Consider the following 12,409-nt stretch of genomic DNA (forward strand, 5'->3'; position numbering starts at 1 on the left):
GTTTGGCGCCCCCTGTCTTTTTTATCGTTGGATCAGATGATGGCCAAGCAACAGCAAGTGGTGATTGTCGGCGGTGGGGTGATCGGCCTGCTGACCGCGTTTAATCTGGCGTCGCACGTGCAGAGCGTGGTCCTGCTGGATCGCTCGAACGTGGGGCAGGAATCTTCGTGGGCCGGTGGCGGCATCGTTTCGCCGCTGTACCCGTGGCGCTACAGCCCGGCGGTCACCGCATTGGCCCACTGGTCCCAGGATTTTTATCCACAACTGGCTGAACGTCTGTTTACGAGCACCGGGGTCGATCCCGAGGTGCACACCACGGGCCTGTACTGGCTGGATCTGGATGACGAGGCTGAGGCGCTGGCCTGGGCAAAACGCGAAAATCGTCCGCTGAGCCCTGTGGATATTTCGGCTGCTCACGATGCCGTGCCGGTATTGGGGCAGGGGTTCTCGCGGGCAATCTACATGGCCGATGTCGCTAATGTGCGTAACCCGCGACTGGTGAAGTCGCTCAAGGCAGCCTTGCTGGCGCTGCCTAACGTGACTATTCACGAACAGTGCGAGGTCAGCGCGTTCATCCGTGAAGGCGATGCGGTAGTGGGCGTCGAGACTTCAAAAGGCTCGATCCATGGCGATCAGGTAGTACTGACCGCTGGCGCCTGGAGCGGTGATTTACTGAAAACCCTGGGCCTGGATCTACCGGTCGAGCCGGTCAAGGGGCAGATGATTCTCTACAAGTGCGCGTCTGACTTCCTGTCGAGCATGATTCTGGCCAAGGGCCGTTACGCCATTCCGCGCCGAGACGGGCATATCCTGATCGGCAGTACACTGGAACATGAAGGGTTCGACAAGACACCGACCGAGTCCGCGCTGGAAAGCCTCAAGGCCTCGGCGGTCGAGCTGATTCCGGCGCTGGCCGAGGCCGAAGTGGTCGGGCATTGGGCGGGGCTGCGGCCGGGTTCGCCGGAAGGGATTCCGTACATTGGCGCAGTGCCCGGATTTTCCGGGTTATGGCTTAATTGCGGGCATTACCGCAACGGGTTGGTGCTGGCGCCGGCGTCGTGCCAGTTATTTGCGGATGTAATGCTGGGGCGCGAACCGGTTATCGATCCGGCGCCTTATGCACCGACCGGGCGAATCTAGTCCTTCAGGCAAAAGCACAGCCTGTGGCGAGGGTCGTCTATATAAAACGGCCTCAGTCCAGCCCCAGCTTTTTCAGCCGGTAACGCATCGACCGAAACGACAGGTTCAGCCGTTGGGCCGCCGCTGTGCGGTTCCAGCGGGTTTCTTCGAGCGCCTGGAGAATCAGTTTGCGTTCGACGTTCTCCAGATACTGCTCAAGGTTGTCGATTTTCGTCAGGTCCGGCAATCCCGTATCGGCGCTGCAATTGCCATCAGTCAGGCGCAGGTCGCTGGCTTCGATCTGCTTGTTTTCGCACAGGGTGTACGCGCGTTCGAGCATGTTTTCCAGCTCGCGGACGTTACCCGGAAAACGGTAGTGCTTGAGTGCATCGAGGGCTTGCGGCTGGAGATGGACGGCCGGCAAGCCGCTGCCTGCCGCGAGACGCTTGAGTACATGACTGGCCAGCAGCTCGATGTCGTCACGGCGCTCGCGTAGCGGCGGGACGCGCAACTCGATGACATTCAGCCGATAGTACAAATCCTGCCGAAAGCGCCCAGCGGCCACTTCGGCGTCCAGATCCCTGTGGGTCGCACAGAGTATTCGCACATTAATGATGGCTTCCTGCTGTCCGCCGATGCTGCGTACCGCCTTCTCCTGAATCGCGCGCAGCAACTTGACCTGCATCGCCAGCGGCAAGTCGGCCACTTCATCGAGAAACAACGTCCCACCGTTAGCCGCCTGGAACAGCCCGGGTTTGTCTTCGATGGCGCCGCTGAAACTGCCTTTGCGATGACCGAAAAACTCGCTTTCCATCAATTCGGACGGAATTGCCCCGCAGTTGACCGGCACAAATGGCTGGCCACTGCGTGGACCTTGTTCATGAATCAGTCGGGCGACCAGCTCCTTTCCACTGCCGGATTCGCCGCTGATGTACACCGGTGCCTGGCTGCGCGCCAGTTTGTCGATTTGTGTGCGCAGGTTGCGCATGGGCACTGAGTCGCCGAGCAGCCGGCGATCGATGGCACTGGCAGCGTCGCCCGCGACCGGCAAGCGCAGGGCGCTGACCACCAGCTCGCGCAGTCGGGTGAGGTTCACCGGTTTGGTCAGGAAGTCGAAGGCACCGGCTTTCAGCGCGTTGATGGCGGTATCAAGGCTGCCATAAGCGGTGATCATCGCCACAGGCACGTAGGGATGGGTCAGCTGAATGTGCTGCACCAGCTCCAGGCCGGTACCGTCGGGCAACCGCATATCGGTCAGGCACAGGTCGAACCGCTCCTGGGCCAGCAACGACCGCGCTTCGCCGACATTACGCGCGCTCAGCGTATCGAGTTTCATTCGGCCGAGGGTGATTTCCAGAAGTTCGCGAATATCCGGTTCGTCATCGACGATCAGGACTTTTTGCCGTGGGCTTGTCTTCAACTTTGTTTCCGTCCGTGAGCAAAGGTGATGCGAAAGCAGCCGCCGCCTTGGCGTGGTTTGAAGTCTAGGCGGGCCTGGTTGCTTTCGCACAGCTCACGGGACAGATAGAGACCCAGGCCAGTACCCTGGCTACTGGTGGTGAAGAACGGTTCGAACAAATGTGCTTGCTGCTCCGCTGAAACGCCGGGCCCATTGTCCAGCACATCCAGGGTTGGAAGCTGACTGTCGGGGTCGATAAACAGCGTGAGCCAGACTTCGGCCTGTTCATGCGCAAGGGCGCTGTGGCGCCAGGCATTGCGCAACAGGTTATCGAGCACCTGAGTCAGTTGGTCTGGGTCTATCAAGGTGGTGAAGGGGCCTGGTCCGGCGTTCAGATGAATCTGTTGGCGATCCGTTGCTCCTTCGCGCACCGTGCACACGAACTGCTCCAGCCACTGCTTCAAGTCGAGCCGTTGCGGTACGACTTGCTGGCGCCGTGAAAGCTGCAGGACGTTTTCTATCACTCGGTTCATGCGTTGAGAATGGTCCTGAATAATCTGCGTCAGACGCCGGTCGGCGCCGATCAGTTCCTCAGACTCGTTCAGCAACTGCGCCGCATGGCTGATGGCACCCAATGGGTTGCGGATTTCATGGGCAATGCCTGCGGTCAGCCGCCCCAGTGCTGCAAGCTTGAGTTGCTGGGCTTGTTGCGCGACCTGGGCAAGGTCTTCGAGAAATACCAGGGTCTGGCGTTGTTCGTTCAGGCCCAGCGCGATGAAGCTCGGTTGCAGTTCCAGGCCAGTGCGGGCGACTTTCAGGCTTTGTGGGCGCAAGGTCGGGTTGTTGAACCAGAGTTGCAGGCGCTCGACCAAGGCTGTCGAATAATCGTCGATGAGTTGGCCGTCGAGGTGTGTCTGGCCAAACAGACTCAAGGCGCTGTGATTGGCCAACTGAACCCGGCGCTCACTGTCGAGTACCAGGATGCCGGTGCGCATGCGTTGCAGGATCAGCGCATTGAGCGCTTCCAGGCTGACCACTTCGCTGGCGCGCTGCTGGGCCAGACTCTCGCTGACCTCCAGTTGTCGGGTCAGGCCTTGCACCAGCAAGGCTGCGGCAAAGCACAGGGCGCCCAGGGTGCCGGCTTGCAAGTAGTGATTGGCGCCAGTCGGGTGGCTGCCGCTCAGGGAGAAAGTCAGGGAAATGATACCGATGGCGGCGACTGCCGCGAGCAGCAGGCCGATGCGCCGGCGCAGCAGTGTATTGCCGATCGCCACGGACACGATCAGCAGATTGCCGATGGCGCTGGGGACGCCACCTGCGGCATAGAACAGCACTGATAACAGCAGGATATCAACCAGCGTGAGGCCGAAGATCTGTGCGGGTTGTCTGGGGTTTCCCGCAAATACCACCAGCAGGATATTCAGAATCAGGTACAACCAACTGCCATTGCGCAGCAGGTCGTCGTTGGTGAACTCCAGCAACTGGTTGTCCATGTTGCTGGAGATCAGCAGCACCAGAAGGAGGCCGATGCTTAAACGGTAGAGATGATAGAGGCGCAGCAGTCGCTGGGCCTGTTTGTCGCCAGGGCTCGAGATCTCAGCGATCACGTGAACTCGGGCCTTGCTCGAGGTGAGCCTGGCTGCAATACCACTGTTGTTGAAGGCTCAGCGCGCGGTCGCGTGGCAGGTGTACGCCGCAATGGGCGCAGCGAACCATGGGCGGTGCATCGAGTTCGCTGGACGTATGGGAGGTTTCGTCTGGGCGCTTGAACTTGCGCCAGAACCATACTGCTGCAGCAATCAGGGCAATCCAGAACAGTAAACGAAGCATGATGAACCGCTTTGCAATGAATAATCCGGCAGTTTAGCCAAGGACTGGAGAAGCGCACAGCGCAATAAAACGCGGGCATAAAAAAGGGAGACTCGAAAGTCTCCCTTTTTGGTGCCCCAAGGTGTCAGTCGAACACACCGAAGGTCAGGCGGCTGAACCATGAGCGGTCGCTGCTTTTGCCTTCGGCCTCGTGCGGCTGTTCTTCAACCGCATCGCCTTCTTTAGGCTTGAGCTCGGCAGGGATCGCGTCCTTGGCATCCTGGAACTGCTTCATCACGTCCTGGTTGGCGCGGGTTTCGCCCGGCGGCAGCGGTGGGCGGGACTCGATCAGGCCCAGAGTGGCCTTGCTCAGCCACGAACGGTTGTCGGCTTCGGCAACGCGTGGTACGAACTGACCGTCGACCAGGGTCGGGTGGTTCGGGTAGTTGAGCTTCAGGGTTTCGAGGCTGGTGTTGGCCAGTTCGTCCAGGTGCAGGCGCTGGTAGGACTCGACCATCACCGCCAGGCCGTCACCGACCGAAGGGGTTTCCTGGAAGTTTTCCACTACATAACGACCACGGTTGGCTGCTGCAACGTACGCCTGACGGGTCAGGTAGTAGTCGGCTACGTGAATCTCGTAGGACGCCAGCAGGTTGCGCAGATAAATCATGCGCTGCTTGGCGTCTGGCGCGTAGCGGCTGTTCGGGTAACGGCTGGTGAGCTGGGCGAACTCGTTGTAGGAGTCACGTGCGGCGCCCGGGTCACGCTTGGTCATGTCCAGCGGCAGGAAGCGCGCCAGCAGGCCGACGTCCTGGTCAAAGGAGGTCAGGCCCTTGAGGTAGTACGCATAGTCGACGTTCGGGTGCTGCGGGTGCAGGCGGATAAAACGCTCGGCGGCAGACTTGGCAGCCTCCGGCTCGGCGTTCTTGTAGTTCGCATAAATCAGTTCGAGTTGAGCCTGATCAGCATAGCGGCCGAACGGATAACGCGATTCCAGAGCCTTCAACTTGGCGGTGGCGCTGGTATAGCTATTGTTATCCAGATCGTGCTGGGCCTGCTGGTACAGCTCGACCTCGCTCAGGTTTTCGTCGACGACTTCCTTCGATGAGCAAGCAGCGGTCAATGCGAGGATGGCGATCAGCAGCAGGTGTTTCACTTGCATGGCGGCTTGCGTCCCTATGACGGCCGCTGTCTTGGGCGGGGCCGTCCTGTTATGATGAGTGCCCCGTTGAAAAGCCTCGGGGCAAAAGACGCCGTATTTAACCACAAGCGCGCAGCCGAAACCAAAGGCTGTAGCCGACGCCTAGTCTGAGCATGTCCGATAAAATTGAACTTCGCGCAGAGGTGCCGTCCGAACTGGGCGGCCAACGCCTCGATCAAGTCGCCGCACAATTATTCGCTGAGCACTCGCGCTCGCGCCTTTCCGCCTGGATCAAAGACGGCCGCCTGACTGTGGATGGAGCGGTTATCCGCCCGCGAGACATCGTCCACGGCGGCGCCATTCTTGAACTCACTGCCGAGCAGGAAGCTCAGGGCGAATGGATCGCTCAAGACATCGAGCTGGACATCGTCTATGAAGATGACGACATCCTGGTGATCAACAAGCCTGCGGGCCTGGTGGTGCATCCTGCCGCCGGTCACGCCGACGGCACCTTGCTCAACGCCTTGCTGCACCACGTGCCGGACATCATCAATGTGCCGCGCGCCGGTATCGTGCACCGTCTGGACAAGGACACCACCGGTCTGATGGTGGTGGCCAAGACCATTCAGGCGCAGACGCAGCTGGTTACGCAGTTGCAGAGCCGCAGCGTCAGCCGGATCTACGAATGCATCGTGATCGGCGTGGTCACTGCCGGCGGCAAGATCAACGCGCCGATCGGTCGTCACGGCCAGCAACGCCAGCGCATGGCGGTGATGGAAGGTGGCAAGCAGGCGGTCAGTCATTACCGCGTGCTCGAGCGTTTCCGCTCCCACACTCACGTGCGGGTCAAGCTGGAAACCGGTCGTACGCACCAGATTCGCGTGCACATGGCCCACATCAACTTCCCGTTGGTCGGAGATCCTGCCTACGGCGGTCGCTTCCGTATTCCGCCGGCAGCCAGTGTGACCATGGTTGAATCGCTGAAACATTTCCCGCGTCAGGCGCTGCATGCGCGTTTCCTGGAACTGGATCATCCGACCACCGGTAAGCGCATGAGCTGGGAATCGCCACTGCCGGACGATTTCGTCTGGTTGCTGTCGCTGCTCAAGCAAGACCGTGAGGCGTTCATCGGATGAATGACTGGCTGATTCCTGACTGGCCCGCGCCGGCCGGGGTAAAAGCCTGCGTCACCACCCGGGCGGGCGGCGTCAGTCTGGCGCCGTTCGACAGCCTCAATCTGGGCGATCACGTCGACGACAACCCTGAAGCGGTTGCCGAGAACCGCCGTCGCCTCACCGATCATTTCTCTATTCAACCGGCCTGGTTGCAACAGGTTCACGGAGTTACCGTGGCCTATGCCGACCCGACTGCAGTGGCGACGGCCGATGCCAGCTGGACGGCCACGCCGGGCATCGCCTGTACTGCAATGACGGCGGATTGTCTGCCAGCGTTGTTCTGTGATCGCGCTGGCACCCGTGTCGCTGCCGCTCACGCCGGTTGGCGCGGTCTGGCGGCGGGTGTGCTGGAGGCCACCGTCGAAAGCCTGGCCGTAGACCCTGCCGAGGTGCTGGTCTGGCTCGGCCCGGCCATTGGTCCGAAAGCGTTCGAAGTCGGCCCGGAAGTTCGCGAAGCCTTTGTCCGGCAACTCGCGGAAACCGATCAGGCCTTCGTCCCGAGCCATAACGCCGGCAAGTTAATGGCCGACATCTATACGCTGGCGCGCCTGCGCCTGGCAGCCTGCGGTGTTACTGCTGTTTACGGTGGCGGCTTCTGCACCGTGACCGATCCACGCTTCTTCTCTTACCGCCGCAGTCCGCGCACCGGTCGGTTTGCTTCCCTGGTCTGGCTCGAACGCTAGACTTATCTGATCTGCATCAATCAAACGCTGCTTGAATCCTCCAGAATTGACCGCATCTAGTGGGGTATCTGGCAGGTTTCTCTATTTAGGTGTGTCCATCGCTCCGGCCTGCTCAAAGGAAGGTGACCAATGCGTATAGACCGTTTAACCAGTAAGTTGCAGTTAGCCTTGTCCGACGCCCAATCCCTGGCTGTCGGCCTCGACCATCCGGGTATTGAACCTGCGCACCTGATGCAAGCGCTGCTGGAGCAGCAGGGCGGCTCGATCAAGCCGTTGTTGATGCAAGTCGGTTTTGACATCAACAGCCTGCGCAAAGAGTTGAGCAAAGAGCTCGACCGTCTACCAAAAATCCAGAATCCCACCGGCGACGTAAACATGTCGCAGGACTTGGCACGTCTGCTCAACCAGGCGGATCGCCTGGCTCAACAAAAGGGTGACCAGTTCATCTCCAGCGAGCTGGTACTGCTCGCCGCCATGGACGAGAACAGCAAGCTTGGCAAGTTGCTGCTCGGTCAGGGCGTCAGCAAGAAAGCCCTGGAAAACGCGATCAACAACCTGCGCGGCGGCGAAGCGGTGAATGACGCCAACGTCGAGGAGTCGCGTCAGGCGCTGGATAAATACACCATTGACCTGACCAAGCGCGCCGAAGAAGGCAAGCTCGACCCGGTGATCGGTCGTGACGACGAGATCCGCCGGACCATCCAGGTGTTGCAGCGTCGCACCAAGAACAACCCGGTGCTGATCGGCGAGCCTGGCGTGGGTAAAACCGCCATCGCCGAAGGCCTGGCCCAGCGCATCATCAACGGCGAAGTGCCGGATGGCCTGAAAAGCAAACGCCTGCTGTCACTGGACATGGGCGCGCTGATTGCCGGTGCCAAGTACCGTGGCGAGTTCGAAGAGCGCCTGAAATCCCTGCTCAACGAGCTGTCGAAGCAGGAAGGCCAGATCATCCTGTTCATCGACGAACTGCACACCATGGTCGGCGCCGGTAAAGCCGAAGGCTCGATGGACGCCGGCAACATGCTCAAACCGGCCCTGGCCCGTGGCGAGCTGCATTGCGTCGGCGCCACCACGCTCAACGAGTATCGCCAATATATCGAGAAGGATGCGGCCCTTGAGCGGCGCTTCCAGAAGGTCTTGGTGGATGAACCGAGCGAAGAAGACACCATCGCGATCCTGCGTGGTCTGAAAGAGCGCTACGAGGTTCACCACAAGGTGGCGATCACCGACGGCGCTATCATTGCGGCGGCCAAGTTGAGCCATCGCTACATTACCGACCGTCAGTTGCCGGACAAGGCTATCGACCTGATCGACGAAGCGGCCAGCCGCATTCGCATGGAGATCGACTCCAAGCCGGAAGTGCTGGATCGTCTGGAGCGGCGTTTGATTCAACTGAAGGTTGAATCCCAGGCGCTGAAGAAAGAAAGCGACGAAGCGGCGAAGAAGCGTCTTGAAAAGCTTCAGGAAGAAATCGTTCGTCACGAGCGCGAGTACTCGGACCTCGAAGAAATCTGGAATTCGGAAAAAGCCGAAGTGCAGGGTTCTGCGCAGATCCAGCAGAAAATCGAACAGTCCCGTCAGGAACTGGAAGCTGCCCGCCGCAAAGGCGACCTAAACCGCATGGCCGAGTTGCAGTACGGGGTGATCCCGGATCTGGAACGCAGCCTGCAAATGGTCGACCAGCACGGCAAGAGCGAAAACCAGTTGCTGCGCAGCAAGGTGACTGAAGAAGAGATCGCCGAAGTCGTGTCGAAATGGACCGGTATTCCGGTGTCGAAAATGCTCGAAGGCGAGCGCGACAAGCTGCTGAAGATGGAAAGCCTGTTGCACCAGCGCGTGATCGGTCAGAACGAAGCGGTGGTGGCGGTGGCCAACGCCGTGCGCCGTTCGCGTGCCGGGTTGTCCGACCCGAATCGCCCAAGCGGCTCGTTCATGTTCCTCGGCCCGACCGGTGTCGGTAAAACCGAGTTGTGCAAAGCCTTGGCCGAATTCCTCTTTGATACCGAAGAGGCGATGGTGCGGATCGACATGTCCGAGTTCATGGAGAAACATTCCGTGGCGCGACTGATCGGTGCGCCACCAGGCTACGTGGGCTATGAGGAGGGCGGTTACCTGACCGAGGCGGTGCGTCGCAAGCCGTATTCGGTGATCCTTCTGGACGAGGTCGAGAAGGCCCACCCGGACGTGTTCAACGTGCTGCTGCAAGTGCTGGAAGATGGCCGTCTGACCGACAGCCATGGGCGTACGGTGGATTTCCGCAATACGGTGATCGTCATGACCTCCAACCTGGGCTCGGTGCAGATCCAGGAACTGGTCGGTGATCGTGAAGCGCAGCGTGCTGCGGTGATGGATGCAGTGTCGACGCACTTCCGTCCGGAGTTCATCAACCGGATCGACGAAGTGGTGATCTTCGAGCCATTGGCACGGGATCAGATTGCCGGCATTACCGAGATCCAGTTGGGTCGCCTGCGCAGCCGTCTGGCCGAGCGCGAGCTGAAACTGACGCTGAGCAGCGAGGCACTGGATAAGTTGATTGCGGTGGGTTACGACCCGGTTTATGGCGCACGGCCGCTCAAACGAGCGATCCAGCGCTGGATCGAAAACCCGCTGGCACAGCTGATTCTGGCCGGCAGCTTCCTGCCGGGCACCACTGTGACGGCCACTGTGGCGAACGACGAAATCGTTTTCAACTGACCGTTCGCTGCACGGTAATGAAGGAGGCCCCGCATCGCGGGGCCTTTTTTTTCTTAGGGTGTTGAACTGTAAGGAAAAGGCTTGTAAAGTGCGCCCCGCAGTAAGTCACCCCAGCGGTTTCTTCTCCCCAAGGAGAAATCTGAAATAAGTTGCAAATCATTGTCTTGAAAGCAATTTAGGGGGTTGACAGAGGTGCTTAAGATTGTAAAATAGCGCGCCTCAGACACACGAACGCAGCGATGCGAACGGGTCGAAGAGGTGAAGCAAGCTTCACAGTTGTAATTGAAATATGTAGTTCCGTGATAGCTCAGTCGGTAGAGCAAATGACTGTTAATCATTGGGTCCCAGGTTCGAGTCCTGGTCACGGAGCCAATTTCAAACCGGGGTATAGCGCAGTCCGGTAGCGCGCCTGCTTTGGGAGCAGGATGTCAGGAGTTCGAATCCCCTTACCCCGACCATTTTTGGGTCGTTAGCTCAGTTGGTAGAGCAGTTGGCTTTTAACCAATTGGTCGTAGGTTCGAATCCCACACGACCCACCATTTTTGAAACCAGTTAGCGCTGGAATCGAATCTTAAGATCAGAGGCCAAAAGCGCTGATCGAAGAAGGCGCTCTTTTAAAAGGGTGCCTTTTTTTTACCGGGGTATAGCGCAGTCCGGTAGCGCGCCTGCTTTGGGAGCAGGATGTCAGGAGTTCGAATCCCCTTACCCCGACCATATTAAAAATCCTCGTATCGAAAGATACGGGGATTTTTTTTGCCTGCTGAAATCCGGTATCGCTACAAATGATCGTTCCCACGCACTCGTAGGAACGATCAATTAACGGACGAGAGGATCTTAATGCAGCTTGAGCCGCGGTTCAGTGCCGCGACCAATCCTGCTGCCGAGCATCAGCATCGCTGTGCGGAACGGGCCGTACAACGCGACCTGGTGCATGCGGTACAGCGACACGTAAAACATCCGCGCCAGCCAGCCTTCGAGCATTACGCTGCCGGTCAGGTTGCCCATCAAGTTACCCACTGCCGAAAAACGCGACAGCGAGATCAGGGAGCCGTAATCGGTGTACTTGTACGTCGGCAACGGCTTGCCTTCGATGCGCAGTTTCAACGATTTGGCCAGCAGCGAGGCTTGTTGGTGCGCGGCTTGCGCACGTGGCGGCACGTTGCGATCGGTGCCCGGTTGTGGGCAGGCCGCGCAGTCACCGAAAGCAAAGATATTTTCGTCGCGGGTGGTTTGCAGGGTCGGCAGCACTTGCAGCTGGTTGATCCGGTTGGTTTCCAGGCCGTCGATATCCTTGAGGAAACCCGGCGCACGGATCCCGGCTGCCCAGACTTTCAGGCTGGCCTTGATCTCCTGGCCGCTGGCAGTGATCAGCGCATCGGCGGTGACTTCACTGACGGCTGCGTTAGTCAGCACCGTGACGCCGAGTTTTTCCAGGGTTTTATGCACAGGTCCGCCGATCCGCTCCGGCAGGGCAGGCAGCACCCGTGGGCCAGCTTCGATCAGGGTGATGTGCATGTTTTCCGGAAGAATCCGGTCCAGGCCGTATGCCGCCAGTTCGTGGGCCGCGTTGTGCAGTTCCGCCGCCAGTTCGACGCCGGTGGCACCCGCGCCGACGATGGCCACGCTGATCTGTTGCACCGCATCGGATTGCCCGGCGTGGGCGCGCAGGTAGTGGTTGAGTAATTGCTGGTGGAAGCGCTCGGCCTGTTTACGGGTGTCGAGGAACAGGCAGTGTTGCGCCGCGCCCTGGGTGCCGAAATCGTTGGTGGTGCTGCCGACCGAAATCACCAGCGAGTCGTAAGCCACTTCGCGTGCCGGCACCAGTTCCCGGCCATTTTCATCGTAGGTAGCCGCCAGCTGGATTTTTTTCTGTGCGCGATCGAGCCCGCTCATGCGCCCCAGCTGGAACTCGAAGTGGTTCCATTTTGCCTGGGCAACATAGTTGAGTTCGTCTTCGGAAGAGTTCAGCGAACCTGCCGCCACTTCATGTAACAGCGGTTTCCAGATGTGCGTCAGGTTCGCGTCGACCAGCATCACACTGGCCGTGCCACGCTTGCCCAGAGTCTTACCCAGACGGGTAGCCAACTCCAGACCGCCGGCGCCGCCGCCAACGATGACAATACGATGAGTCATGGGGATATCTCGCAAGGCTAAAGGAAATCGGTGCAATTACCCGAGCGAGCGCCACGCTGCTCATAGCGTCAGGTAACTGATAAGTCGGCTCACAAGGCCCAGGCCAATGGTCACTGCCAATACCACCACGAGGAGCATCCACGGCCGGAAAGGCCGGCGCTCGACTCGGTTCTGCGACAGTTGCAGATACTCTTCGACATGCTGCTGGTCGTCGGGTTTCAGGCGGCTGGTCATGATAAGGCCTCGTCAGGTAGAC

At 59.5% G+C, this 12,409-nt stretch carries 10 protein-coding genes and 4 tRNA genes; 8 read left to right on the forward strand and 6 right to left on the reverse strand.

Annotated elements, in window-relative coordinates:
• The first annotated feature begins 39 nt into the window (after positions 1–39).
• Positions 40–1,140, forward strand: a complete 1,101-nt coding sequence (gene thiO, locus AO353_RS14195) for a glycine oxidase ThiO (protein WP_054595525.1) — start codon at positions 40–42, stop codon at positions 1,138–1,140.
• A 52-nt stretch (positions 1,141–1,192) separates the two neighbouring features.
• Here thiO and AO353_RS14200 read toward each other — a convergent pair whose 3' ends face one another.
• From AO353_RS14200 to AO353_RS14215, 4 genes are all read right to left on the reverse strand, one after another.
• Positions 1,193–2,539 carry a sigma-54-dependent transcriptional regulator gene (locus AO353_RS14200; RefSeq protein WP_054595526.1) on the reverse strand — a complete coding sequence of 449 codons (1,347 nt, stop codon included), beginning with the start codon at positions 2,537–2,539 and terminating at the stop codon, positions 1,193–1,195.
• The gene (locus AO353_RS14205) at positions 2,536–4,125 is read right to left on the reverse strand and encodes a sensor histidine kinase (protein WP_054595527.1); all 1,590 of its coding nucleotides are present in this window, start codon (positions 4,123–4,125) and stop codon (positions 2,536–2,538) included. The genes AO353_RS14200 and AO353_RS14205 overlap by 4 nt, the downstream gene beginning before the upstream one ends.
• Positions 4,115–4,348: a PP0621 family protein gene (locus AO353_RS14210; RefSeq protein ID WP_054595528.1), complete on the reverse strand. Its 234-nt coding sequence runs from the start codon at positions 4,346–4,348 to the stop codon at positions 4,115–4,117. The genes AO353_RS14205 and AO353_RS14210 overlap by 11 nt, the downstream gene beginning before the upstream one ends.
• Positions 4,349–4,472: 124 nt before the next feature.
• Positions 4,473–5,489 (reverse strand): outer membrane protein assembly factor BamD, encoded by a 1,017-nt coding sequence (locus AO353_RS14215; protein WP_054595529.1) that lies wholly within the window; start codon positions 5,487–5,489, stop codon positions 4,473–4,475.
• A 152-nt stretch (positions 5,490–5,641) separates the two neighbouring features.
• On the opposite strand from AO353_RS14215, the gene rluD reads away from it, so the two are divergent.
• The 7 genes from rluD (at position 5,642) to AO353_RS14250 (ending at position 10,734) form a co-directional block, all read left to right on the forward strand.
• Entirely contained in the window at positions 5,642–6,604 is a 963-nt protein-coding gene (gene rluD, locus AO353_RS14220; protein ID WP_054595530.1) for a 23S rRNA pseudouridine(1911/1915/1917) synthase RluD, read from the forward strand.
• On the forward strand, positions 6,601–7,326 hold the full coding sequence (gene pgeF / locus AO353_RS14225) for a peptidoglycan editing factor PgeF (RefSeq protein ID WP_054595531.1): 726 nt from the start codon (positions 6,601–6,603) through the stop codon (positions 7,324–7,326). Before rluD ends, pgeF begins: the two co-directional genes overlap by 4 nt.
• 129 nt (positions 7,327–7,455) lie before the next feature.
• Positions 7,456–10,020: an ATP-dependent chaperone ClpB gene (gene clpB, locus AO353_RS14230; protein ID WP_054595532.1), complete on the forward strand. Its 2,565-nt coding sequence runs from the start codon at positions 7,456–7,458 to the stop codon at positions 10,018–10,020.
• Positions 10,021–10,316: 296 nt separating this feature from the next.
• Positions 10,317–10,392, forward strand: a tRNA-Asn gene (locus tag AO353_RS14235).
• A 9-nt stretch (positions 10,393–10,401) separates the two neighbouring features.
• Positions 10,402–10,478, forward strand: a tRNA-Pro gene (locus AO353_RS14240).
• Between the two features lie 5 nt (positions 10,479–10,483).
• Positions 10,484–10,559 (forward strand) — tRNA-Lys (locus tag AO353_RS14245).
• 98 nt (positions 10,560–10,657) lie between these two features.
• Positions 10,658–10,734 (forward strand) — tRNA-Pro (locus AO353_RS14250).
• A gap of 120 nt (positions 10,735–10,854) precedes the next feature.
• On the opposite strand, the gene AO353_RS14255 is transcribed toward AO353_RS14250, so the two are convergent.
• Both AO353_RS14255 and AO353_RS14260 read right to left on the reverse strand, forming a co-directional pair.
• Complete coding sequence (locus AO353_RS14255; RefSeq protein ID WP_054595533.1) at positions 10,855–12,153, reverse strand: NAD(P)/FAD-dependent oxidoreductase; 1,299 nt, start codon at positions 12,151–12,153, stop codon at positions 10,855–10,857.
• Positions 12,154–12,213: 60 nt separating this feature from the next.
• Positions 12,214–12,387 carry a DUF3094 family protein gene (locus tag AO353_RS14260; protein WP_054595534.1) on the reverse strand — a complete coding sequence of 58 codons (174 nt, stop codon included), beginning with the start codon at positions 12,385–12,387 and terminating at the stop codon, positions 12,214–12,216.
• Between the last annotated feature and the right edge of the window lie 22 nt (positions 12,388–12,409).

This window comes from Pseudomonas fluorescens (genome assembly GCF_001307155.1).
Lineage (GTDB): Bacteria > Pseudomonadota > Gammaproteobacteria > Pseudomonadales > Pseudomonadaceae > Aquipseudomonas > Aquipseudomonas helvetica.